The sequence below is a fragment of the Flavobacterium sp. SP2 genome, assembly GCF_057626655.1.
This window is the reverse complement of the sequence record NZ_JBVHBT010000004.1, coordinates 13,982-39,876: the sequence shown is the minus strand read 5'-3', so window position 1 is coordinate 39,876 and position 25,895 is coordinate 13,982. Positions and strand designations below refer to the sequence as shown.

The 25,895-nt window shown below is 33.7% G+C and carries 21 protein-coding genes; 10 read left to right on the top strand and 11 right to left on the bottom strand.

The features are described from left to right. Positions 1-12: 12 nt before the first annotated feature. Positions 13-3,201 (bottom strand): SusC/RagA family TonB-linked outer membrane protein, encoded by a 3,189-nt coding sequence (locus ACZ098_RS09705; RefSeq protein ID WP_487311564.1) that lies wholly within the window; start codon positions 3,199-3,201, stop codon positions 13-15. Between the two features lie 262 nt (positions 3,202-3,463). Continuing rightward, positions 3,464-4,342 carry a helix-turn-helix domain-containing protein gene (locus ACZ098_RS09700; RefSeq protein ID WP_487311563.1) on the bottom strand — a complete coding sequence of 293 codons (879 nt, stop codon included), beginning with the start codon at positions 4,340-4,342 and terminating at the stop codon, positions 3,464-3,466. A 229-nt stretch (positions 4,343-4,571) separates the two neighbouring features. Between ACZ098_RS09700 and ACZ098_RS09695 the strand changes: the two genes are divergently transcribed. The 8 genes from ACZ098_RS09695 (at position 4,572) to ACZ098_RS09660 (ending at position 14,777) form a co-directional block, all read left to right on the top strand. Beyond that, positions 4,572-5,705: a glycoside hydrolase family 26 protein gene (locus ACZ098_RS09695; protein WP_487311562.1), complete on the top strand. Its 1,134-nt coding sequence runs from the start codon at positions 4,572-4,574 to the stop codon at positions 5,703-5,705. Between the two features lie 26 nt (positions 5,706-5,731). Beyond that, a complete protein-coding gene (locus ACZ098_RS09690; RefSeq protein WP_487311561.1) occupies positions 5,732-7,657 on the top strand; it encodes a sodium:solute symporter family protein in 1,926 nt (641 codons plus the stop codon). 28 nt (positions 7,658-7,685) lie between these two features. Further along, positions 7,686-8,870 carry a glycoside hydrolase family 130 protein gene (locus tag ACZ098_RS09685; protein WP_487311560.1) on the top strand — a complete coding sequence of 395 codons (1,185 nt, stop codon included), beginning with the start codon at positions 7,686-7,688 and terminating at the stop codon, positions 8,868-8,870. 137 nt (positions 8,871-9,007) lie between these two features. Further along, positions 9,008-9,982: a glycoside hydrolase family 5 protein gene (locus ACZ098_RS09680; protein ID WP_487311559.1), complete on the top strand. Its 975-nt coding sequence runs from the start codon at positions 9,008-9,010 to the stop codon at positions 9,980-9,982. Between the two features lie 12 nt (positions 9,983-9,994). Further along, on the top strand, positions 9,995-11,200 hold the full coding sequence (locus tag ACZ098_RS09675; RefSeq protein ID WP_487311558.1) for an AGE family epimerase/isomerase: 1,206 nt from the start codon (positions 9,995-9,997) through the stop codon (positions 11,198-11,200). A gap of 5 nt (positions 11,201-11,205) precedes the next feature. Continuing rightward, on the top strand, positions 11,206-12,240 hold the full coding sequence (locus ACZ098_RS09670; protein ID WP_487311557.1) for a carbohydrate binding domain-containing protein: 1,035 nt from the start codon (positions 11,206-11,208) through the stop codon (positions 12,238-12,240). 25 nt (positions 12,241-12,265) lie between these two features. Next, complete coding sequence (locus ACZ098_RS09665) at positions 12,266-13,495, top strand: glycoside hydrolase family 26 protein (protein WP_487311556.1); 1,230 nt, start codon at positions 12,266-12,268, stop codon at positions 13,493-13,495. Between the two features lie 7 nt (positions 13,496-13,502). Continuing rightward, the gene (locus ACZ098_RS09660; RefSeq protein ID WP_487311555.1) at positions 13,503-14,777 is read left to right on the top strand and encodes a glycoside hydrolase 5 family protein; all 1,275 of its coding nucleotides are present in this window, start codon (positions 13,503-13,505) and stop codon (positions 14,775-14,777) included. 18 nt (positions 14,778-14,795) lie between these two features. Here ACZ098_RS09660 and ACZ098_RS09655 read toward each other — a convergent pair whose 3' ends face one another. The 3 genes from ACZ098_RS09655 to ACZ098_RS09645 all read right to left on the bottom strand — a co-directional run bounded on the left by ACZ098_RS09655 (position 14,796) and on the right by ACZ098_RS09645 (position 18,327). Further along, entirely contained in the window at positions 14,796-16,166 is a 1,371-nt protein-coding gene (locus ACZ098_RS09655; RefSeq protein ID WP_487311554.1) for a sialate O-acetylesterase, read from the bottom strand. Beyond that, entirely contained in the window at positions 16,156-17,253 is a 1,098-nt protein-coding gene (locus ACZ098_RS09650) for an SGNH/GDSL hydrolase family protein (protein ID WP_487311553.1), read from the bottom strand. The genes ACZ098_RS09655 and ACZ098_RS09650 overlap by 11 nt, the downstream gene beginning before the upstream one ends. A gap of 99 nt (positions 17,254-17,352) precedes the next feature. Continuing rightward, positions 17,353-18,327 (bottom strand): LysR substrate-binding domain-containing protein, encoded by a 975-nt coding sequence (locus ACZ098_RS09645; RefSeq protein ID WP_487311552.1) that lies wholly within the window; start codon positions 18,325-18,327, stop codon positions 17,353-17,355. Positions 18,328-18,472: 145 nt separating this feature from the next. On the opposite strand from ACZ098_RS09645, the gene ACZ098_RS09640 reads away from it, so the two are divergent. Continuing rightward, positions 18,473-18,892 (top strand): OsmC family protein, encoded by a 420-nt coding sequence (locus ACZ098_RS09640; protein WP_487311551.1) that lies wholly within the window; start codon positions 18,473-18,475, stop codon positions 18,890-18,892. A 63-nt stretch (positions 18,893-18,955) separates the two neighbouring features. Here ACZ098_RS09640 and ACZ098_RS09635 read toward each other — a convergent pair whose 3' ends face one another. From ACZ098_RS09635 to ACZ098_RS09610, 6 genes are all read right to left on the bottom strand, one after another. After that, on the bottom strand, positions 18,956-19,846 hold the full coding sequence (locus ACZ098_RS09635; RefSeq protein WP_487311550.1) for a phospholipase A: 891 nt from the start codon (positions 19,844-19,846) through the stop codon (positions 18,956-18,958). 53 nt (positions 19,847-19,899) lie between these two features. After that, complete coding sequence (locus tag ACZ098_RS09630) at positions 19,900-21,351, bottom strand: amino acid permease (protein WP_487311549.1); 1,452 nt, start codon at positions 21,349-21,351, stop codon at positions 19,900-19,902. A gap of 289 nt (positions 21,352-21,640) precedes the next feature. Beyond that, positions 21,641-21,841 (bottom strand): hypothetical protein, encoded by a 201-nt coding sequence (locus ACZ098_RS09625; protein WP_487311548.1) that lies wholly within the window; start codon positions 21,839-21,841, stop codon positions 21,641-21,643. A 101-nt stretch (positions 21,842-21,942) separates the two neighbouring features. Further along, positions 21,943-23,349, bottom strand: a complete 1,407-nt coding sequence (locus tag ACZ098_RS09620) for an MBL fold metallo-hydrolase (protein ID WP_487311547.1) — start codon at positions 23,347-23,349, stop codon at positions 21,943-21,945. A gap of 57 nt (positions 23,350-23,406) precedes the next feature. Continuing rightward, positions 23,407-24,210: a sulfite exporter TauE/SafE family protein gene (locus tag ACZ098_RS09615; protein WP_487311546.1), complete on the bottom strand. Its 804-nt coding sequence runs from the start codon at positions 24,208-24,210 to the stop codon at positions 23,407-23,409. Beyond that, positions 24,211-24,666: a DUF1801 domain-containing protein gene (locus ACZ098_RS09610; protein ID WP_487311545.1), complete on the bottom strand. Its 456-nt coding sequence runs from the start codon at positions 24,664-24,666 to the stop codon at positions 24,211-24,213. A gap of 109 nt (positions 24,667-24,775) precedes the next feature. Between ACZ098_RS09610 and ACZ098_RS09605 the strand changes: the two genes are divergently transcribed. Further along, complete coding sequence (locus ACZ098_RS09605; protein ID WP_487311544.1) at positions 24,776-25,870, top strand: DUF3667 domain-containing protein; 1,095 nt, start codon at positions 24,776-24,778, stop codon at positions 25,868-25,870. The last annotated feature ends 25 nt before the right edge of the window (positions 25,871-25,895 follow it).

Below are 25,895 nucleotides of genomic sequence, written 5' to 3'. Positions count from 1 at the left end.
TTCATATATTTTTTAAAATTCAACATTTACTCCGAAAGAAACTGTTCTTGGCGTTGGATATCGACCGTTGTCAATTCCAGCTAACAGTGGACTTTGATTAAAACTTCCAATTTCAGGATCGTAACCACTATATTTAGTAAAAGTGTACAGATTTTGAATACTTCCATAAAGTCGTACTCTAGAAATTTTCATTTTTGACAATAAGTCTTGAGGTAAAGTATATCCAAAAGTGATGTTTTGAAGTCTTAAATAAGAACCATCTTCAACATACCTATCGGAAATGAATAAATTGGTATTACTTTCACTATTTATAGGGCGTGGGATATTAGTATTGGTATTCGTCGGAGTCCAATAATTTGCAGCGTCTACTAATTGATTTTGAGACAAAATTGCATTTGATGTACTACTTCTATTGGTTAAATTTAAAATATCGTTTCCATAAGATCCTTGTAAGAAAACTGATAAATCAAAATTTTTGTATCTAAAATTATTAGTAAATCCGAATGTAAAATCGGGATGAGGATTACCTACAAAAGTTCTATCGTTAGTATCTACAACACCGTCGCCATTGATGTCTTTATATTTTATATCGCCTAAATAAGTTTGTCCAGCAGCAGTACCAACAGTTTGACCAAACTGAAGAGGCGCATTATTTAATGTTTGCAGGTCGTTAAAAATACCATCTGTTTGGTATCCATAAAACTGTCCTATCGGCTGGTTTACCACCGTATTAGTAACAACATAAGGTTGATATCCATTAGTATTAATTTCGGTGAATAAAGGCAAATCCTCTGAAATAGAAACTAACTTGTTATTATAACGAGAAAGCACTAATGTAGCATTATAACCGAAGTTACCAGTACCTTTAGTTGTATAACCAATAGTCAAATCAATACCTTTGTTTTCCATTTTACCTAGGTTAGAATAAGGTGCCGAAATTCCTCCATATTGACCGCCTCCACCCGTGAGATATAATGGTAAGGGTACTTGAAATAGGAATCCATCTGACTCTTTTTTATAAAGATCAACGCTAACAGAAAGTCTTGAATCTAAAACTGTAAAATCCAAACCTAAGTTGGTTTGATTTAAAGATTCCCATGTTAAATCAGGATTTGGAAAATTACTTGGTAAAAAACCAGAACCTAAACCTGAATTTTGCTGAGCTAATAAAGCACTGTATCGGTTATTTTCTATTTGTTGATTTCCTGTTTCTCCGTATCCTAGTCTAAACTTGATGTTATCAATGTATGGCTTTGTACTTTCCATAAATTTCTCGCTAGACAATTTCCAAGAACCTGAAATACCTCTAAAAGTTCCTACTTGATTTTTTCCTGCAGCAGGATCAAATTTGGATGATCTATCTTGTCTAACTGATGCAGACAAACTGTAACGGTTATCAAAATCATAAATTGCTCTTCCAAAAAATGAAGAAAGTGCTGCACTACCTTTGTAACTTGTAACAATTCGATTTTCAGGATCTGACAAATTTAGTCCATAAATATCATTTGTTTGAAAGCCACTAGCTGTTGCTAAGATTCCTTCCCAATGCGAATCATTCGCTTCTTGACCAGCTAATATTGTAAACTTACTTTTCCCGAAACCAAAATCATAGGTCAATAAATTTTTAATATTTGTTGCATACCAATTCTGTCTTCTTTCATTCAAATCGGCAGTTAAATTTCGTTGCGAACCTCTATCATAGGATGGAGAAAACTCGGTATTTTCTGAAAATTCAGTATTGGCACTAACTTCTAATCGGTATTTTAAACCTTTTAAAATGCTTGCTTCAGCGTATACATTACCTAAAAAGTTTTTTCTAATTAATTTATTCTCTTTAGTTAACGCTTCAGCAACTGGATTAAAATAAGTTACAAAATTCGAGTTTAATGGTGGTGCTGCATAAGTTCCGTCACTATTTCTAACAGGAGTATCAGGGCTTTGCAACAAAGTATTGTTGATTAATCCAGTAAAACTTTGATTGATTGTAATGCGCTCATTTGTAATACCCGCATTTACATTTGTACCTATTTTCAACCAACTTTTAACTTTAGAATCTAAATTTAATCTGTACGTATATCTTTTGTATGAAGATCCAAGCAAAATACCATCTTGATCCAAAAATCCTCCAGACATGTAATAATTGGTACCATCTTTGGCACCAGAAAACGATATTTGATGACTTTTAGCAAAGGCGGGTCTGTATATTTCTTTTTGCCAATCAGTACCTTTTCCAAGTAATTCTGGGTGAGCAAATTCCGGACGCAAAGGTGTTCCGTAAAGTAATGATAGATTATTTTGGTGTTCTGCAAATTGTCTTAAATTCATTACATCCAATTGCTTATAGACATTTTGAACTGATGTAAATCCTTCATAAGATATTTTACCCGTACCTTTTTTTCCTGATTTGGTGGTAATAATTATTACACCATTAGCACCTCTAGATCCATAAATTGCCGTTGCAGAAGCATCTTTTAAGATATCAATTGACTCTACATCGTTAGGATTAATTGCTGCCAGTGGACTAACGGCGCTATTTCCACCACCTCCAGTAGCCGAAAAATCATTTCCTGATATTGGTCTACCACTTGTAGATCTGCCGGTTGCATCGCCTGATATAGGAACACCATCAACAATATACAAAGGTTCGTTGGTTCCTGTTACCGATGTTGTTCCACGAACTCGTATAGATACGGCTGCACCAGGTTGACCCGAATTACTACTAACACTAACACCAGCCGCCTTACCTTGCAACATTTGATCAATATTAACCTGTTTTAAATTTTCAATATCTTTCGTTTTTACCGAAGAAATTGAACTTGTTAAATCTTTCTTTTTTTGCGAACCATAACCTATAACTACAACTTCTTCAAGTTGCTCAGAGCTTTCGGAAAGTTTAATATTCAAACTTGTTTTTCCATTTACAGCAACTGATTGCGATGCAAATCCAATAAAGCTGTATACTAAAGTTGCATTTTCAGAAACTTTAATTACATACTGCCCATCTAAATTTGTACTTACTGAATTTTTAGTACCTTTTTCAGTAACACTAGCACCAGGAATAGACATTCCTTTCCCATCTGTAACTACTCCGGAAACCGTTGTTTGTGCATTTGAAATAAAAAGAGTTCCAAAAAGAAATAAAAATAAAAATTTGTATTTCTTTTTAGACCATCGAGTGAAGTAAAGATGTAAATCCCTCATAATTTTGTTTGTTGGTTAAGATTAGTAAATCGTAAATAAATAAAGAATAAAATTCAATTATCAATAATTTTATTCTCTAAATATTATGAATAACAAATTTATGTGAGATGTTAACTTAAAGTTAATATTATTTTATCAATTCATTCTACTATTTTCTCTATCGATTTCGTAATTTTTTGATTTTTATTTGACAAAATTGTACTATACTATAAATAAGATATATATTTTACTAAATATAAAGTATCAATAATAAAAAGTGCAGTTATAAAAAGCGTTTCATACCATAAAATTCTTCACGATATTGACTAGGTGTAGATTTTTTTATGCTTTTAAATATCCTATTAAAATTGGCTATATTATTAAATCCTGATTTAAAAGCAATTTCAGAAATACTCAAATCTTTTTCTACCAACCAGCGCGCTGCATAACCCACTCTAATATCATTTAAATAATTAATAAATGTTTTACCTGTTCGCTTTTTAATAAACCGATTAAAAGATACTGCCGTCATCAAAGCAACATCAGAAACATCATCCAAAGTTATTTTTTCAGCAAAATTCTTTTGAACATATTCATAAACCAATTTCATTTTGTCATCATCTTCAAATTTATCATAATCTATAGTGTAAGTAGACAAGAGCCTTTGATTCCTAGAGTTGGCCATGTCTTGCAAAATCGAAACAATTTCTAAAAAATAGTCCATTCCATCAAGTCTAGACAATTTACAAATACGATCATGAAGATCATTAGCGGTCTTTTTTGAAAACAAAATTCCATGAATAGACCGATTAAACATTTCTTTAATAGATTGCATAATACGTCTTGTAAGCAAAGCATCATCAAACAAATCATTATGAAATTGTATTGTAATTTCATGAATTTTTTTACTCTTGCATGCATTTAATTCCCATCCATGATATAAATTTGGACCTACCAAAACAAGTTCGATATCATCAATTTCTTCAATATGGTCTCCAACAATCCTTCGAACACCTTTGCCATTTTTTATAAAATTAATCTCATATTCGGGGTGATAATGTATTGGGAAATCAAAATTATCTTTAACTCGATCAAAAACTAAAAAGCTATCTCCTTTAGACAATGGAGTAATTTCGCGGTGAAATTTTGTAATATCTTTCATTTAACATTTTTTAAAATGCAATTATATGATATAAAAATGATAAAATAATACTATTGATGATGAAATAACACAACTATCTTTGAACTTTAAGAAAAATAAGCTTTGATTTTTTTTTGATAACAAAATAAAATCAAATAAAAATTGCGAAATTCTTATGAATTATAACAAAACATCAAAATGTAATTTTTGTATAACTTTGATTTCTAATCGATAAAACAAACCCAAACCGATGAGATTAACTTTTTTACTAACATTAGTGATTCTTTTTACAAACATTTCTTGTAAAGCACAAACGACAACTAGTATTAAAATGGTTGATGCAGCAGCTACTTTAGAAACTCAAAAATTATATTCCAACCTTCATAGAATTAAAGAAAAAGGATTCATGGTTGGTCATCAAGATGCATTGGCTTATGGTGTTAATTGGAAGTACCAAGAAGGAAGAAGTGATATAAAAGACGTTACAGGTGATTATCCTGCCATTTACGGTTGGGATTTAGGTGGCACTGAACATCAATCTAATCAAGATATTGATGGCGTACCGTTTGCAAAAATGAAGCAATGGATTAAAGAAATCTACGATCGTGGTGGAGTAAGTACTATAAGTTGGCACATGGACAATCCGTTTACAGGAAAAAACGCCTGGGATACTACTCCAAATTCATTTGCATCCATACTTCCAAACGGATCTAAACACGATTTGTACAAATCTTGGTTAGATAATTCGGTTAAATTCTTTTTGTCGCTTAAAAGCAATGATGGAAAAGCAATACCTATTTTATACCGACCATTTCACGAACTTACGGGAAACTGGTTTTGGTGGTGTAAAAACAATGCTACACCAGAGCAATTTAAAGAAGTTTGGAAGTTTACTGTTGATTATTACAAGTCTAAGGGCGTTCATAATTTGATCTATGTATACAACACTTCAATGGTAAAATCTCGTGAAGAATTTCTAGAATATTATCCTGGAGCAGCTTATGTAGATATCTTGAGTTTTGACAATTATGAATATAATGATCCAACGAAAGACAACTCATTTGTAGAAAATAATTTGAAACTATTCGAGATTATGGATGCAATTGCCAAGGAACAAAATAAGATTACTGCTTTTGCTGAAACGGGTTACGAACAAATTCCATATGATAAATTTTGGACTAAAACCATTTTAGAGTCAATTGGAAATCATAAAATATCTTTTGTACTGGCATGGAGAAATCACGGTTGGCAAGAAAATGAAAAGAAAATGCATTATTATGTTCCGTTTAAAGGACATCCAAATGAAAAAGATTTCATAGATTTTTTTAATCTGAAACAGACACTATTTCAAAAAGATATTACAGCAGAAAAGTTATACAAATAAACCATAAATAATACTAAATCCATTTAATGAAACTATCCAATATAGATTTAACAATAATCGCTTTATACTTTATCATGATGATTGTCATTGGTTTAGTAATGAAAAACAAAGCCAAAAAAAGTAAAGACAATTACCTTATGGGTGGAAAAAAACTGCCTTGGTACATGCTTGGTCTAAGCGATGCCAGTGATATGTTTGATATCTCCGGAACCATGCTTTTAGTTAGCATGGCATTTCTTTATGGATTTAAAAGTATTTGGATTCCTTGGATGTGGCCAGTTTTCAATCAAGTTTTTCTAATGGTTTTCTTGAGTAAATGGTTACGTAGAAGTAATGCAACAACTGGTGCTGAATGGCTTGGAACACGTTTTGGATTGTCTGATAAAGGCGTAAAACAAAGTCATGCTATTGTGGTTGTTTTTGCCTTAATGCTTTGCATCGGATACATGGCATACGCTTTTGTTGGAGTTGGCGAATTTCTTGAAATCTTCATTCCTTACGAAACTGTAAAAGAAGTAGTTCCTTTTCTTGATGTGCATTTAGAAAATTATAATCTTGGAACACCTGAATATGCAACGGCTTTGATAGATGCCAAAAATACAACAGCACAATTTTATGGTGTTTCCATTTGTATTGTAGCCACGTTTTACAGTATTGTCGGTGGAATGCACGGAATTGTTCTTGCCGATTTCATCAAATACATGATTATGATTGTGTGTTCGATTTTTGTCGGAACCATTGCAATGCAACATTTAGCCAATTCAGGAATTGTAATTACCGATAGAATGCCTTTAGGTTGGGACAATCCGATTTTCGGGAAAGAATTAGGTTTAGATTGGAGCAAAATTCTACCAGAAGCTACCAAAAAATTACAATCGGACGGATATAAATTATTCTCAGCAATTGTAAGCATGATGTTCTTTTCTGGAGTTTTAAAATCTTTAGCTGGACCAGCGCCAAACTACGATTGTCAAAAAATATTAAGTACAAAATCGCCAGAAGAAGCTAGTAAAATGAGTGGATTCATCTCAATTATTTTACTTCCAATAAGATATTTCATGGTCATGGGATTGTGTATTTTAGGAATATTGTTTTTCAAAGATTTAGCCCTTTCCCAAAATGCCGACGGAATCAATTTCGAAAGTATCATGCCAGCCGTAATCAACAAATACCTTCCTGTTGGATTGGTCGGATTGGTTCTTGCCGGATTTCTTGGTGCGTTTATGAGTAACTTTTCTGGAACATTAAATGCAGGTCAAGCTTATATAGTCAATGATATTTATTTAAAATATTTCAATCCAACTGCCGATAGAAAGCAAATCATCAACATGGGTTATCTATCTGGAATTGTGATGGTACTTCTTGGCGTTGGTTTAGGACTTTTAATCAAAGACGTCAATATGATTTTCAATATCATCACCGCTGGTTTGTATGGCGGATTTGTTTGTGCGAATGTCTTGAAATGGTATTGGTGGCGCTTTAATGCCAACGGATATTTCTACGGAATGTTATTCGGAATCATTGCAAGTGCCATTCCTCCAGCCTTATCCGTTTCTGGAATCACAACCTATTTTGACGGAACTCGAATGTTGTATTTCTTCCCAGTTTTTATCATAATTCAATTGATTGCTTGTGTTATAGGTTCGTATGCCGCGCCACCAACAGAAAAAGCAGTCTTGCATACGTTCTACAAAAACGTACGCCCATGGGGATTTTGGAAACCTATTCACGATGAATTACTTCAAGAAGATCCAACATTAGAGAAAAATAAAAATTTCAAACTCAATATGTTCAATGTATTTCTTGGTATTACAGGACAGATTTTACTCACATTAGTTCCGATGTATTTAATCCTTTCCAGATGGTTTGCACTTGGCATCGTCTTCGGATTATTTGTAGTCATTGCTCTTTTAATGCGACGCACTTGGTGGAACCGATTAACTGATTTTTAAAATAAATTTATAATATAATACGCAGCGTATGATCACGGAAAACATAACCAAAATTCACAATTTTGATGCTTTAACAGCCAGTCATTTGGAATTTGTTCAACAGCCCAATAGTCCAGTTTCAGAAAATAACGGAATTTACTCAAGATATACCAATCCTGTTGTAACTGCCAAACACGTTCCGTTACATTGGCGTTATGATTTTAATGCCGAAACCAATCCGCTTGGTTTAGAACGTATTGGTTTTAATGCAACATTCAACGCTGGAGCAATAAAATTCAATGACAAATATGTTTTATGTCTTCGTGTCGAAGGCAACGACAGAAAATCATTTTTTGCAATGGCTGAAAGTCCGAATGGTATTGACAATTTTCAGTTTTGGGACAAACCTTGCGTAATTCCTCAAATTGAAGGAAATCCAGATACGAATGCTTACGATATGCGTTTAGTACAACACGAAGACGGATGGATTTACGGAATTTTTTGTACCGAAAGAAAAGATCCAAGCGCACCAAAAGGCGACACAAGCACAGCAATAGCCAACGCAGGTTTAGTGCGCACCAAAGATTTAATAAATTTTGAACGCTTGCCCGATTTAGTTTCCAATACCGGTCAGCAAAGAAATGTAGTCCTTCATCCAGAATTCGTTAACGGAAAATACGCCATGTACACACGTCCGCAAGACGGATTTATCGATGTTGGAAATGGTGGCGGAATTGGTTTAGGATATATTGACAACATGGAAAATCCAGTTGTAAAAGACGAACAAATCATCTTCGGAAAAGTATACCACACCATTTACGAACTTAAAAACGGACTTGGTCCAGCTCCAATAAAAACAAATAAAGGTTGGTTGCATTTGGCGCACGGCGTTAGAAATACAGCTGCAGGTTTGCGTTATACTTTGTATGTTTTTATGACCGATTTGAATGATATTTCTAAAGTAATTCATACGCCTGCAGGACATTTCATGGCACCAGAAAACGACGAACGTGTGGGTGATGTTTCCAATGTTTTGTTTTCAAATGGTTGGATTGCCGACGATAACGGAACCGTTTTTGTGTATTACGCTTCCTCAGATACGAGAATGCACGTCGCTACTTCTACCATTGAAAAACTAGTAGATTATGTAATGAATTCACCTGAAGATAAATTCACTTCTGCTGATTCAGTGCATACAATAATCGATTTAATTGATAGAAATAAAATGATTTAAAAAAATAAAAGTTTAAGTAAAAAACAAACCACTAATAGATTAAGTTTTAATGCGCAATAGCGAATAACTTAATGAAAATTAATTTCTTAATGGTTGAAAATACCATGTTTTATTTTTTGTAATAAAGTTTAATAACTATGAAAAGGCTTCTATTAATTTTACTACTCACAACTGCTTTTGCTAATGCTCAAGTAGGAAAAAACAATGGTAACCTTCAAGTCATTGGAACGCAATTGTGCAACCAAAAAGGAACTCCAATTGTGCTTCACGGAATGAGTTATGGTTGGAGTTGTTTTCATCCTTCCTTTTATAACAAACAAACAGTAAAATGGCTCAAAAAAGATTGGAATTGCACTGTAGTTCGAACTGCTTTAGGAATAGAACCTGATAATGGTTATTTACAAAATCCAAAAGCGTCAGAGCAATTAATTACCGATGTTGTTGACGCCGCTATAGCAAATGATATTTACGTTATCATCGATTGGCACAGTCATAATTTGAATTTAAAAGAAGCCAAAGATTTCTTTGATCGCATGTCTAAAAAGTACGGCAAGTTTCCAAATGTAATTTATGAAGTGGTCAACGAACCTGACCAAGAAAGTTGGGAAGAAGTAAAAGCGTATTCTGAAGAAGTCATTGCTACCATTCGTAAAAATGATGCCGATAATATCATTCTAGTTGGTTCGCCACATTGGGATCAAGATGTGAATTTGCCTGCCGAAAATCCGATTAAAAATGTTACAAATGTAATGTACACCATGCATTTTTATGCGGGAACACACAAACAATGGTTGCGCGACCGAACCGATGAAGCCATCAAAAAAGGATTGCCCATTTTTGTTTCTGAATGTGCCGGAATGGAAGCTTCAGGCGATGCCGCGATGGATTATGCAGAATGGCAAAAATTCATCGATTGGATGGATAAAAACAAAATAAGTTGGGTGACTTGGTCGGTTTCTGATAAAGATGAAACGTGTTCTGTCCTGAAAAAAGGAGCTTCGGCAACTGGCGATTGGAAAACATCAGATTTAAAAGAATCGGGAATCAAAACTAGAGCATATTTGAATTCCTACAACGAAGATGGAACGTTAAAAACTACTTCAAAAAACTAAATTACAAGGAAAATGATTTATGAAAAGGAATCCATAAATTTCACTATTTTTTTAGATAAAATTACTGCCGAATTGCATTCGATTTTAGACTATTGGGAAACCAATGCCATCGATGAACAATTTGGAGGTTTTATTGGCGAGATTGATTTTAATGACACAAAAAATGAATTGGCTGACAAAGGTTCGGTTTTAAATGCCAGAATTCTTTGGTCGTTTTCTGCAGCTTATCCTGTAACTAAAAATCCGAATCATTTGGCTATTGCCGAACGAGCTTTTCAGTACATCAACAACTATTTTTATGATACAAAATTTAGTGGCATCTTCTGGTCTGTTAACTACGATGGAACTCCAAAAGATACCAAAAATCAAATTTACGCATTGGCTTTTACAATCTACGGATTAACCGAATATTACAAAATTTCTCAAAATCAAGAAGCATTACAACTGGCAATAAATCTGTATAATACAATAGAAAAATACAGTTACGATAAAGAAAACGAAGGGTATTTTGAAGCCTTTACTCGCGATTGGCAACCCATTGAAGATTTACGCTTGAGCGATAAAGATGCCAACGAAAAGAAAACAATGAACACGCATTTGCACATTGTAGAAGCTTATGCGAATCTTTATCAAGTTTGGCCCGATTTAGAACTGAAAGACAAAATAAAAAAATTGCTTTATGTGATTAGCATCTATTTCATTGATAAAAACACGTGGCATCTGAAACTATTTTTCAATGAAAATTGGGTAGAAAAACCAGATGTAATTTCGTATGGTCATGATATCGAAGCGGCTTGGTTGTTACAATGGTGCGCCGAAGTGATTGAAGACCAAGATTTGATTGAAAAATACCAAAAATACGCCGTAGAAATGGCAAAAGTTACCAAAGAAGGCCTTGACGTCGATGGCGGATTATGGTATGAATTTGATCCAAAAGAAAATGAGTTGATTGCCGAAAAACATTGGTGGCCACAGTCCGAATTGTGGATTGGAATGGTAAACGCTTGGCAATTGACCAACGACTTCGATTATCTAAAAATCACCGAAAAGAACTTTGAGTTTGTACAAAAATACATTCTTGATAAAGAAAACGGTGAGTGGATTTGGGGAATAAACCAAGACTATTCTAAAATCGAAAAAGACAAAGCTGGTTTTTGGAAATGTCCGTATCACAATTCTCGTGCCTGCTTAGAATTGATTAAACGTTTGTCAACATAAAACCTATGAGAAAAATAATTGCCTTATTCCTTTTAGTAGTAAATCTGACTTCATATGCTCAAAAAAATCTAGTATTCAATGGTGGATTTGAAATGGAGCTTAACAATTGGCGTGGCGAAGTGGCGCAATTATCAACATTTGATAAAAAAGCTGGAAAAACAAGTGCAATAATCACCCAATATACTGGAGCAGAATGGAAAGCCATCGACCAAATTATTAGTATTCCAAAAAACACAGCCGCTATCGAATTCAGTGGTTGGATAAAATCCGATGCGATTGAAAAAGGTAAAAATGCTTGGAACACTGGCAAATTTGACATCGAATTTTTAAACTCTGGCGAAAAAGGAATTCAGAATGAAAGTGTCGCTTCGGTTTTAGAAACAACACCTTGGACGTTTTATAAAAAAACCATCAAGGTTCCAGCTTCAGCAGCTAAATTGCGAATTATGTTGGCTTTAGGTCAAACCAACGGAACTATTTTGTTTGACGAAATTAAAGCCGTTGCCATCTCTCAAGAAGAATTAAATAAAATTCAGGAAGCAGAAAATGCTAAACGAATGCCAACGGTTATTTCGGGTAATTTCGAAAATAAACCGATCGAATTAACCAACGGAAATTTTGAAAACGGCACCAATTCGTGGCGCGGAACTGCAGCAATATCAACAACAGTTTTCAAAGAAGGAAAAGCAGCATTAGCATTAAATTCAACAACTTTCGACTGGACAGGAATTGATCAAATTGCTGATGTTCCAGAAAATGCAACTTCAATATCCATTTCGGGTTGGTTAAAATCGGATAACATCAAACAAGGAAAAGACACTTGGAACAATGGATTGCTAAACGTTGAATTCACAGGAAATGACAACCAAAAAACAAGTGATGACCAAAGTGTAACCTTCGTAACAGGAACAAAAGATTGGACATTTTATTCCAAAACATTTCCACTTCCAAAAGACACAAAAAAATACAGAATTATGCTTGCCTTAGGTTTTGCATCAGGCACATTATATGCCGATGACATTACAGTAAGTTTCAAATAAATGTTTAACAAATAATAAAAATACTATGAAGAAAATTTTTATTTCTATTCTTATGTCAGCAATTTTGACTCTGAATTCATGTTCTAAAGATGATGAAAAAAGTTCTGATTCACCAGATATTGTAGTTCCACCTGTAACTGTTGTCGATCCGGTAACACCGCAAAACGTGCGAACATTTATGGTCGACCAAAATGCCACAGACGAAACGGTTGCGCTTTTTTACAACTTAAGAAAACTTTCTCAAACCAAATTTGCCATTGGTCATCAGGACGCATTTGCAGGTTTTTATACATCAAGCGGTGATTCCGATATCAAGAAAACTACTGGTCATGATCCTGCCCTTTTAGGTTCTGATTTTATGTTTATTACCGATAAAAATAACGATGGTCAAGCCAGTAATTGGTTTTTCCAACAAGAAACTAGTATCATTAATGACGCCAAAGAAGCCTATTCCAAAGGAATGATAAATATTTTTTGCTGGCACTTGCGCGAACCCAATAACGAAGATAGTTTCTATGCTGCAGATATGACTCCTGAGCAAAAAAGCACTGCTTTTAGAAGTATTATGCCTGGTGGAGCAAAACACGATTGGTATAAAACAAAGTTAGATAAAGTGGCTTCAGTTGTTTCAAACATGCGCGATGCCAATAATAAATTAATACCCATAATTTTTCGTCCGTTTCATGAATTTGATGGAAGTTGGTTTTGGTGGGGTGCCAATTATTGCTCTCCAGACGAATACAAAGCCGTTTTTCAGTTCACAGTCGATTATTTGAAAAATACTAAAAACGTTCACAACCTTTTGTATTCATTTTCTCCCGACAACACCTACTCGACTTCATCAAGTTATTTAAGTCGTTATCCTGGTGATGGTTATGTTGATGTTTTAGGTATGGATAATTATGGCGATTTTAATAATCAAGGAACAAGTGGTTCTAATAATGCTAACATTAAATTGAAATATTTATCAGATTTAGCTATTTCAAAAAAGAAAATTGCGGCTTTAACCGAAACTGGTTATCGTGTAACCAATACAACTCCTGCGGTTCCAAATTGGTTTTCAACTTATTTATATGATGCCATGACAAAGAACAATGTTCAATTAGGTTTTGTAATGTTTTGGGCAAACGGAAATGGTGGTTATTATGTACCAACTCCATCAGCTTCCAATGCAGCCGATTTCAATAGTTTTGTAATCAAACCTAAATCGGTTTTACAGAATACGTTACCAAATATGTACGTTTTGCCAAATTAATTTCGATATGAAAAAATCAATTCTTCTAATTCTTTTATTAGTAATTTCAGCTTCTTGTAGCGCACAAAAATATATTTCTGTTAAAAACAACCAATTTATAAAAGACGGAAAGCAATACAATTTCATTGGTACTAACTATTGGTACGGCGCAATGATTGGTGCTAAAAACGGCGACAGAACACGACTTGTAAAAGAATTAGATGAATTAAAAGCTAACGGAATTACCAATCTTAGAATTCTAGTTGGTGCTGAAGGTGGCAATCAAGATTTTACAGTTACGCCAGCTTTACAAACCGAAAAAGGAACGTACAATCAGGAATTATTGGATGGTTTGGATTTTGTTTTAGCGGAAATGGGTAAACGTGATTTAAACGCGATTTTATATTTAAACAACAACTGGGAATGGTCTGGCGGAATGGCAAAATACTTGGAATGGAACGGCTACGGAAAAGTTCCAAATCCGAATATTGCACCCAATACTTGGCCTCAATTTATGAATTTCACTTCACAGTTTCATTCGTGTGAACCTTGTAAAGACGATTTCAAAAAGCACCTGCAGTTCATTATCGGAAGAACAAATTCATACACCAAGAAGAAATATACCGAAGACAAAGCAATCATGGCTTGGGAAGTTGCCAATGAACCTAGAGTTTTTACCAAAGAAAATGAAGCGGCTTTCACCAAATGGTTGAACGAAACAGTTGACGAAATTAATCGTTTGGATAAAAATCATTTAGTCACAACTGGTTCGGAAGGAAAAGCAGGTTCGAACGACGATTTGGCGACTTTTGAACGTACGCACACCAATAAAAACATCGATTATCTAACGATTCACATTTGGCCAAAAAATTGGGGCTGGTATAAAATGGAAGACGAAAAAGGCTCGACACCAATTGCCATTGAAAAAACAATTGCCTACATCGATGAACATATTGAAGTTGCCAAACGATTGCAAAAACCAATTATTTTGGAAGAATTTGGCTATCCAAGAAGCCAAGAAAGTTTGGATAGAAATGCTTCGGTAGAATTTAGAAATCAATTTTACAAAGCGGTTTTCGAACGATTAGAAAAAGCAATTAAAGATAACGAACCATTTGTAGCCTTAAACTTTTGGGGTTACGCCGGAATTGCAAAAAACAATCCCAAAGTCGGAAAATGGAAAGTTGGTGTTGATTTCACAACTGATCCACCGCAAGAGCCACAAGGTTTGAACTCGGTTTTTTCTAGTGAAACTTCTACAATGAATTTGATTAAAGAATACAATTTGAAAATTCAAAAATAAATTTAATATAACATCATCCTATTCTGAAATAAAAGTTGATGCCGGTAAATTGGCTTTATTGAACAATTGCGATTGCGCGGTATTTGTCCAGCCAAAACGCACTTTAACTGGATTTTTTACCTTATCGGAAGTTAGGATTACTTCATTATTTTTGATTTCGGCTTTCGCCACATAATAGACATTATCAGTTCCTGCAATTTCAAATTGATCGGATTTTTTATTTTTAAAATACAATCCTTCTGAATAATCAAAACGTACCGTAATCTTATTTTTATTGATTGTAATGTCCTTAAAAAGTGGTCCGTTTACTAAATTAGAATTGGTTTTGTAGGCATTTGCCAAAGCCAAATTTGCCAATCGAGTTCCAACAGCTTTTTTGTTTTTGGGATGGATATCATCCGTTGGAGAAATGTCACTTGTAACCACCATTCCGGTTTTTGGAACTTGCAATGTGCGTCTTTGAAAATCTCTAACTTTTGCGCCACCAAAATGATTTTCACCATAATTATAAGGTGCAATTTGAACAAAATAAAACGGAAACGCATCGTTCCAAAGTATGCGCCAAGATGAAATTAAAGTCGAAAATGTCTTGTCATAAATTGCGGAACCTACATTGCTTTCGCCTTGATACCAAATCGTTCCAGCAATTTTAAATCCTATCAATGGATTAATCATAGCGTTAAAAGTTCGCGAAGGTTCAACCGGACAATATTCGTTGGGTTTATAATCGGCAGTTGCTTTTAGCAAATCTGGTTCTTTTTTAAATACTGTTTCAGGCATCCAAACTTCGGCAGATGTTCCACCCCAATTCGAAGAAATTAATCCGATGGGAACATTTTTTAAATCTTCTTGTAATCTTTTGGCATAAAAATAACCTACAGCGCTAAAACTCTTCATAGTTTCTGGTGAACATTCGACCCAGTTGCCTGATAAATTATTTTGTGGTGCAATTGCTGTAAGTTTCGGAACTGTAAAAAATCTAATATTCGAATTGGTTGCATTTTTCACTTCTTCATCGCCATTGTCAATTCCCCAATTTGCTGACATTTCCATATTGGATTGACCCGAACAAAGCCAAACTTCACCAATTAAAATATTCTTTAAAACCACTTCATTATACCCTTTAAATCCAATTGTAAATGGTCCACCTTCTTTTGGTGTCGGAATTGTTATTTGCCAATAAGCATAACTATCGGTTGTAACTTTATATTCTTGCTGGTTCCAACTTGGCGTAATTTTTACTTCTTCTTTAGGATTTGCCCAACCCCAAAATTTCACTTCAGAATTGCGTTGCAACACCATATTATCTGAAAAGATATTGGGTAAAGTAACGTTTGCTATTATCGAATTTGAAATTAATAATACCAATAAAAACAGTCTATTTTTCATCTAATAATTTTTTAAAAAACGATTCTAATTGTTGTGCCATAACTTTGTGATCTTCAATATCGGGATGATAACCACAACCTTTGGGTTGCATCGGTTGGTATTCAAACAAAGCTATTTTTTTATGTTTTTTATCCTTCGTGAAAGCAGCAATTACTTGTTCCAAGCATTTTACTAAAGTTTCATTTCGCTCACCAGAAACCATCGGACTGTTTAGCAAAACGATTCTTGTATTGGGTGAATGTTTGTAAACTGTTTTGATAAAATTAATGTAATTCGACACATATTTTTCTTCATTAAACGGAAGTCTGGGTTTAACGCCATCGCCATCAGACAAATCGTTAGTTCCTAAACAAATACTTACTAAATCGGGTTGGAATTTAAAATCATATGGTTTAGCATCGTTTTTATTTAAGTATAATTTGTCATAAACATCAGGCATTATGGCTTCGTCTTTGTGTTCGTCGTTCCAATTGCGGTACATTCCAATTCCTGAAACCGAACTTAAAAGATAATCTACATCCAAAGCTCTTGACAAAATTGGTCCGTATGCCCAATAGGCATTATGTTGGTCGTACCATTCGCCTGTTCCACACGGAATTTCCTTGGCATCATTTCCCATACCGCAAGTGATGGAGTTTCCAATAAACTCGATTTTCTTTTTCTTAAGGTGGCTAATTTCAGATAAAACTGCTGTGGTTCCATCAAATAAAATGCCTCCGTTAGAAGCTTCGGTTGCTTTGTAAATAGTAAGATTATGTTTGTTTAAATCTTTTGAAATTGTAATTGGATACAATTTTGTTTCGCCTTTTTCAACTTTTAGTCGTCCAATATAGTCACCATCTAAAACTAACGAAACATAGTTGTGGTGTTCATAGGAATCGACGCTTTTTAACGAAATAGCACAGGTAGTTCCAGTAAAATCGAATGAAATTGAAGAAGCCGAACCAATAAGAATGGTTTTATTATTTCCAAGATGTTCCATGCGTCCAGCGTAATCGTAGACTTGAACTTCTTGAACAAGTTGCTGTGCACAACCAATTGAAATTGATAAAAAAAGAATTAAAAGGTATTTATTTTTAAAAAGCATAAGTATCGAAATTATAAAATGTAATAACCGTAAAATTATGATTTAATCAATAAAGTAACCTATACAAAAATGTCAAAATGGTATAGTAAATTTGAATAATCAAAAATTATTTTCTTTTGCTGCATTTAAAAAATACGGTGAATCGTTCCAATTAATTTTTCTGTATTTATACTCTTTCTTCAAATCATCGGGAAGAATATTCCAAATAGCTTCACTCATTTTTTGTAAAACCATTTTTTTAGAAAATGTATCCGAAACAACTAAGCTAATTTCTCGAACTGGTTTTGGATCTTTAAAGGGTTTAAAAAGCACATTTTCAGTTTCATTTAAAGTAGAAAGTTGCGGAATAATGGCAAATCCGAGTTGCGCCCGAACTAAATTTTTCAACGTTTCTATAGAACTAATTTCATAACTAAACTGTTTTTTAAGCTGAGTAATTTTTTGCAATCCACAAATGTCTAACAGCTGGGCATTGTAACAATATTCATCCAATAGCAACAATAAATTAGATGTGTCATTAGGTTGTAATTCGTAAAAATCAACTTTTGCCATAGGATGAGAACGGTTTAAAAATGCTACAAAAGGCTCGTTAAAGACTGGATGCTCAACGAGATTTGAATTTCCTGTTGGAGTTGCCATCAATGCCACATCAATCACGCCCGATTCTAAATCCATCATCAATTGATAGGTTGAGGCTTCCTTAATAATAAAGTGAATTTTTGGTGCTACTTCTTTCATTGCATTAATGAACAGCGGAATCAAATAAGGTGATAGCGTTGTAATGACACCCAATTTGACATCGCCTTCAAGCACATTCTTCTCGCTGATGATAAAGTTTCGAATTTCATCAACTTCTCTCAAAATTTTTTTTGCTCTAGCAATTATTTCCAATCCATGCTTGGTTGGCTTTAAGGGAACTTTATTTCTGTCAAAAAGTTTAATTCCAATTTCTTCCTCCAAATTTTTTAACTGAATTGTCAATCCTGGTTGTGAAACTAAGCACAATTCTGCTGCTTTAGCAAAATGTCTTTCTTTGTCTAGTGCTACAATATAGCGAAGTTGTTGCAACGTCATGATTATATTATTTTTTTATAAAGATATAAAATTATTAATTTGATTTATATTTAATGATACTTTAACTTTGTCCTATCATAAAAGGAGAAATAATTTTGTAACTTTATGATATTAAAAACACATTAAATAATCTAAAAAAATAATTATGAAATTTACAAGAAGAGCAAGCGCAAACTGGAAAGGTACTGGAATGGAAGGAAAAGGTACAATTTCTACACAAAGTACAGCATTAGATAATACACAATTTTCTTTTAAAACTCGTTTTGACGAAGGTGTTGGAACCAATCCAGAAGAATTAATTGGAGCAGCACATTCAGGATGTTTTACAATGCAACTTAGTTTTCTACTTACCGATGCTGGTTTTCCAGCTGAAAATTTAGATACTGTTGCTAAAGTAACTTTTGAAGATGGAACAATTACCGAAAGTCAATTGGAACTTACTGCAACAGTACCAGGAATATCTGAAGAATTATTTCAAGAAACGGCGAATAAAGCTAAAGAAATTTGTCCGATTTCAAAATTATTAAATACTACAGTTACTCTAAAAGCTACACTTACAGCGTAATATTTTAGAATGCAATTCAATAAAAAAGTCTGATAATTTATCAGACTTTTTTTTATATAATAATTACCAATTGGCAAAAGAAATTCCCAAGCCAACGGTTGTTTGTTTGTGATTATAATCCACTAGAGTTTCCCCAAAACCATTAAAAATTTGTGCATGACCACGAAGATGACCTCGAATTGGAAAAATATAATTGAGCTGAATACTTCCTTTTTCAAGCGTTGTAAATGGATGGGTGGCAATTACTAAAAACTCGTGTTTTTGGTAATGATATCCTACATTTAATTCGCCATCGCCAATTGTTTTAGTGATATCAGGATTTTCATCTTCGGTATCTGGTAAGCGCAACCACGGCTTAAAAATTACTTGCCAATCGTCACTTTCGTATCCTACACTAAAAATAATTCGGTTCCAACTTCGTGATAAAGGTAAATCTTTACCATTGGATTGATGATTCAATGCAACTCCAACATAACGCAAATTTCCTGTAAAAAGTTTAGCTTTAAGTGGAAAATTCAACATGATTTCTGGCTCATAATTCAGTTCTCTAAATGCTCGTGAAAATGTTTTGTTGTATACTTGCCAATGCGCTTTTTGGGTATATCCTACCCATAAATCACCTTTCCCAAAAAATATCGATTGCATAATTTTGGTCTTAAAACTAATTTGAAACTTGGCTTCAAAATTGTTGTATTTATCTTCAACCGTAGCTGAATATTCTGGATTTTCACTTTGTGGAAGTGAATTGGGTTTACTTGTCCATCGTCCGGCAGTGATGTAAATAGGCTTGTAGGAAACAAATCTAAAGGTTCCTTTTTTATCAACACTGTCCAATTCCCATTCTTGTGAAATAGACTTCTTGATAATTAATTTATCAAGTATGGACTGCGAAAAAACAGTATTTATCGTAAAAAATAAAATAAAAAACAGTATTTTTTTGGTTGATAAAATCATTGAAAATTGTTTTAAGTTGAAATCCTTATTTGCTCAAATATAGTAAACTTTCACTATTCTTCTACAGATTGCTCGTTTCTTAATTTACTATTCTTTTTTCCATAAATGAAATAAATTATGAATCCAATTGAAAGCCAAATTATCAATCGCAACCAAGTATCCAAGGGCAATGAAACCATCATTAATACACAAGTTAAAATACCTAAAATTGGAACTAATGGAACCCAAGGCGTACGAAATGGACGTTCTAAATTAGGTTGTTGCTTACGCAAAATTAAAATTCCCACACATACCATTACAAAAGCTAAAAGAGTTCCGATACTGGTCATTTCTCCAACTACACTAATTGGAACTAAACCTGCAAAAAGACTTATAAAGACACATAAAACAATATTGGATTTGTACGGTGTATTGAATTTTGGATGTAAATCAGAAAAAACTTTTGGTAACAATCCGTCTTTACTCATAGCATAAAAAACTCTCGATTGTCCAAGTAAATCAACTAATATAACCGAAGTATATCCAATTAAAATGGCAAGTATAACGGCTACTGCTAACCACGTATATGGTGTATGGGCAATTGCAACTGCTACTGGCGCAGCACTATCTTTAAACTCGGTATAATTCGCCAAGCCTGTCATTACGTAACCAAAAAGTATAAACAAAACAGTACATACTAATAAAGAACCTAGAATTCCAATGGGCATATTTCGCTGTGGATTTTTAGTTTCTTGCGCCATGGTTGCAACAATGTCAAATCCTATAAAAACGAAAAACACAACTCCAGCACCACGAAGTACTCCTGACCAACCAAACTCACCGAAAACTCCCGTGTTTTCTGGAATATACGGCTGATAATTTGATGGATCAATGTACTGCCATCCAAGACCTACGAAAACCAAAACCACACCAACCTTTAACGTAACCACAATGACATTAAAAATGGCTGAACCTTTTGTACCACGAATTACAATACCTGTAATTAGTGCAATGATTAAAATTGATGGTAAATTAAACCATCCGTTTACAACAGTTCCATCAGCCAAAGTTGCCGTTTCAAATGGAGACATTACCAGTTGTGGCGGAATATGAATGTTGAATTTTTCGAGAAATTTCACCAAATACTGCGACCAACTTATACCAACCGTTGCCGCGCCAACAGAATATTCCAAAATTAAATCCCATCCAATAATCCATGCAAATAATTCTCCTAAAGTAGCATACGCATAAGTATACGCACTACCAGAAACTGGAACCATTGATGCAAATTCGGCATAACACAACGCACTAAAAGCACAACCTACAGCTGCTATGATAAAAGATAATGTAACCGCTGGACCTGAATTGTTAGCAGCGGCAATTCCCGTCAACGAAAACAATCCTGCACCGATGATTACTCCTACTCCAATAGCGACAAGATTTACCGCGCCCAGACTCCGTTTTAAGGAACCTTTTCCGGTAGCCGAAGCTTCTAATTTTAATTGTTCAATTGATTTTTTTAGCATGACTTTTTTTTATTAAAAATGTGAAATAAAAAAAGCCTTTCAAGTTCATGAAAGGCTTTTAAGTATAGTATATAAATAAATACAAAATTTTAGACCATTTCATAAGACAGATTAGTTGTGCAACACATAATGTCACAGCAGTTCATGCTTAAAAGATGGAAATTTCTATTGTTCATGATGCAAATTTATAGTGTTTAAATTTTTAAATCAAAAAATAGTACACTTATTTTTAAAAATAAAAAAAAGTGCTTGATTTCTCAAACACTTTACGTTTTTACTACTGATAGTATTAAGATTTTGCTTCAGCTTTGTGAGCACAACAAGCACCACCCTTTTTTTCTCCTGCAGAACATTCTTTTTTATCGCTTGCAGATGCCGCTGATTTTTCAGTTTTTGCTTTTTGTTTCTTCTTAGAAACTTTTTCTTGAGCATTAGCACTCATTGTAAATAATAAGGTTACAACTGCTAATGTTGAGATTAATTTTTTCATTTTTTTATGGTTTTAAAATTGTAATTTGCTTTTAATCAATCCAAATATAATAATTAATTTGACAACTAAATTTTATTTGAAAAAATTTAAGAGAGTATTAATTATTTTAAAGTTGAAGGACAAACAAAATTAGTCCTTGGAATTTCTGTGTTTTTAATGGCTGCATAACCGCCTTTTATATCAATTACATTATGAAACCCTCTTGATTTTAAAATTGAAGCTGCAATAACGGAGCGATATCCACCAGCGCAATGAATGTAAAAATCATGTTCCTTTGGAAATTCTGACAAATGGTCATTAAGAAAATCTAAAGGCGTTGAAGGCACGTTTTCGATATGCTCTGCTTCAAATTCTCCTGGCTTTCTAACATCAAAAACCAAAATGTCATTTTTTAATTGATCTTCTAATTCGATAGCTGTAATCGACTTTAGTGTTTCAACATCTTTACCCGATTGCATCCAAGCTTCAAATCCACCGTCTAAATAACCTAAAGTATTATCATAACCTACACGTGCCAATCTCGTAATGGTTTCAGTTTCTCTTCCTACTGGCGTAACCAACAAAATTGGCTGTTTTGCATCTACAATTAATGCACCAACCCAAGGAGCAAACCCACCATCCAATCCAATAAAAATTGAATTGGGAATATGACCATTTGAAAAGTCATCTTGATGGCGCACGTCAAGAACTAAGGCATCGGTTTCATTGGCTACCAACTCGAAAGCAGTTGCATCATAAGCTTTTGCTTCATTAATAATTGTTTCAACATCGCCATATCCTTCTTTATTCAGCTTCACATTCATAGGAAAATAGGCTGGCGGAGGTAATAATCCATCGGTAACTTCTTTAATAAATTCTGCTCTAGTCATGTCGGAACGCAAAGCATAATTCGTAGCTTTTTGATCTCCAATAGAACCCACAGTTTCTTTACTTAAATTTTTTCCACAAGCACTTCCCGCGCCATGAGCTGGATAAACAATTACAGCATCTGCAAGTGGCATTATTTTGTTGCGCAAGCTGTCAAACAGAATTCCAGCCAAATCTTCCTGCGTCATGTGAGCCGATTTTTGAGCTAAATCTGGTCGACCAACATCACCTAAAAACAAGGTATCACCACTAAAAAGTGCGTAATCGTTTCCTTCTTTATCTTTCAATAAATAGCACGTACTTTCCATAGTGTGTCCTGGAGTATGCAAAACAGTAATTGTGATTTCACCAAGTTGTAAAACTTCGCCATCGTTTGCAATGTGCGCCTCGAAACTCGGATTGGCATTGGGTCCGAAAACAATTGGAGCACCAGTTTTTTGTGCCAAAGTAACATGTCCGCTAACAAAATCGGCATGAAAATGAGTTTCTAAAATGTATTTAATTTTGGCATTGTCTTTTTGCGCTTTATCGATATAATTTTGAACCTCTCGTAAAGGATCAATTATAGCAACTTCACCATTACTTTCAATGTAATAAGCGCCTTGAGCAAGACAACCTGTATATATTTGTTCTATTTTCATAATCTAATTTTAAAGTGTAAAAATACGGAATTTAGTAGAATTATTTGGATATCAATTTTAGGATAGAAAAAGTTCTTTTACCATGATAAAAATTCCCATAAACAAAACGAAATACCCAAACGATGTTTTAAGTTGCTCACCATCTACTTTTTTTGCAATTGCATTTCCAACAAAAAAACCTACAATTGACAAACTTGTAAATATAAAAAGTAATTTCCAATCGATAAAGTGCTCCATCTGCAAATCGCCAATAAAACCGATTAAGGATTGTGATGCTATTATAAAAAGTGAGGTTCCTATTGCCATTTTCATGGGAGTTTTGGCAAAAAAAAGCAATACTGGAACAATTAAAAATCCGCCGCCAGCACCAACAAAACCCGCAACAAACCCGATTAAAACTCCTTGTAAGATAAGTAAGGGATAATTCACCTTATCTTGTGTAATTGTGCTTGCTTTAGGTGATTTTTTTATCATCGATATTGAAGCAAAAAGCATTACAACGGCAAAAACAATCATGATCAAGACCGCTTTCGGAAAGAAAACGTCGGATGTAATATAAATTATCTTGGGTAAAGACGGCAAGAAAAAAATTCTTGTTATAAAAACAGTTACAACAGTTGGTATTCCAAAAAGTACTGCTTTTTTATAATCAACTAGTTGCTCTTTGGCTTTTTGAATTCCTCCAACAAGAGCAGTACTTCCAACTATAAACAGCGAATATGCCGTTGCTAAAACTGGTTCGACATGCAGGATATACACCAATATGGGTACGGACAAAATTGAACCGCCACTGCCTATTAAACCCAAAGTTATACCTACTAAAACGGCAAGAAAGTAACCTATTAAATAATGAAAATCCATTTATTTATTTAATACCTTTTCATACATAGCAATCCAATCTTCTGTAGTTATTTTAGAAACCAAATCACCAATCAATTCAAATGGAATGTCTTCGTTTTTTTTAAATCGTACACAGCTTTTTCCCATATCCAATTTTTTAGAACTGTATTTTGGATATTCTGAAACAAACCAATCGTATAAATTCTTATCCATATACATCGCCATGTGGTACACATTTATAGAATTTTTTTGTGATGCTATTGCAAAAAAGGGCAACGGATCTTTAGGATTGCAATGGTAACCGTTTGGATATATTGAATGTGGCACAACATAACCCAACATACCATAACTCATAACCTCTTCAAAACCACTTGGCAAATTATTTTTTACAATTTTCCTAAGTTTTTCAATTGCCTCTTTTCTATCTTCTGGTAATTCGGCAACGTATTGATTGGGTGTAACAGCTTTTGATTGCATATATTTTTAAGAATTTAGTAACGAATACTATTTTTTACTACTTATTAAGTTAAACAAATGTAATAATAAATAATTTTATAGATTTACATCGCAATTTATAATTTTACCTATGTCGAAACATACTATCAGAAAAGACAAAACCTGCCTCAACTGCAACTACGTTGTTGAAAATCGATTTTGTGGCAATTGTGGTCAGGAAAATACCGATACTCGAAAATCATTTCATCATTTGTTCATACACTTTTTTGAAGATCTTACACATTATGAAAATGCATTTTGGCGTACCATCAAAAATCTTATTTTCAAACCTTCTTCACTTACCAAAGAATATCTTTCTGGTAAAAGAATGTCCTACTTAGCGCCAGTTCGACTCTACATTTTTATAAGTTTTGTGACTTTCTTCTTGCTTACGGTAATTCCCGAAAATTATAATACGCCAGAAGTAACATTGAACGAAAAAGAAAAAGCCAAAACTGAAAAAGTAACAACCTTAAAAGATTCAATTTCAGAAGAGCAGAAAAAAATCATCGAATTGGAACAAGAAGGAATCATCACCAAAAAAGTGTCAGATTCTATTCAGAAATATTTAGTTGAAGCACAAAAAGAAAAGAAAGAAGAAGAAAACGATTTTACCTTATTTGGCAATTATTACAAATCGGTGGAAGAATTCGATTCGATTCAAGAACATGCCAAACCAGAAGATAAAATGAATGCATTTAGCCTCTATTTGAATAGAAAAATGCAGATCGTTCAAGATAAAAATAAAGATAAAAAAGAACTGGAAGAGAAATTCTTAGAATCATTTGTTCACAATCTGCCCAAAGCATTATTCTTTTACATGCCTTTGTTTGCCTTTGTATTGTGGTTATTTCAAAGTAAAAAACGATGGTACTATTTTGATCACGGAATTTTCACTTTACACTATTTTTCCTTTTTATTACTTGGTCTTTTGATAATTGATTTAGTTGGCTACCTGTTATCATTTTTTGATGGTTATTGGTTTTTCACCGTTGTAAGTTATATCTTCAAATCGGTAGCTGTACTGTACATGCTGTATTATTTTTTCCCTGCACACCATCGTTTTTACCAAGAAAAAAGAATAATGTCAATTTTTAAAGGAATTGTTATGTTTTTCATAAATTTTTTCTCAATTGCCATAATTTTAGTTTGCTTTGCAATTTATAGTTTTATCAACATCAAATAAAACCATAAATCGAAGATAAATAACC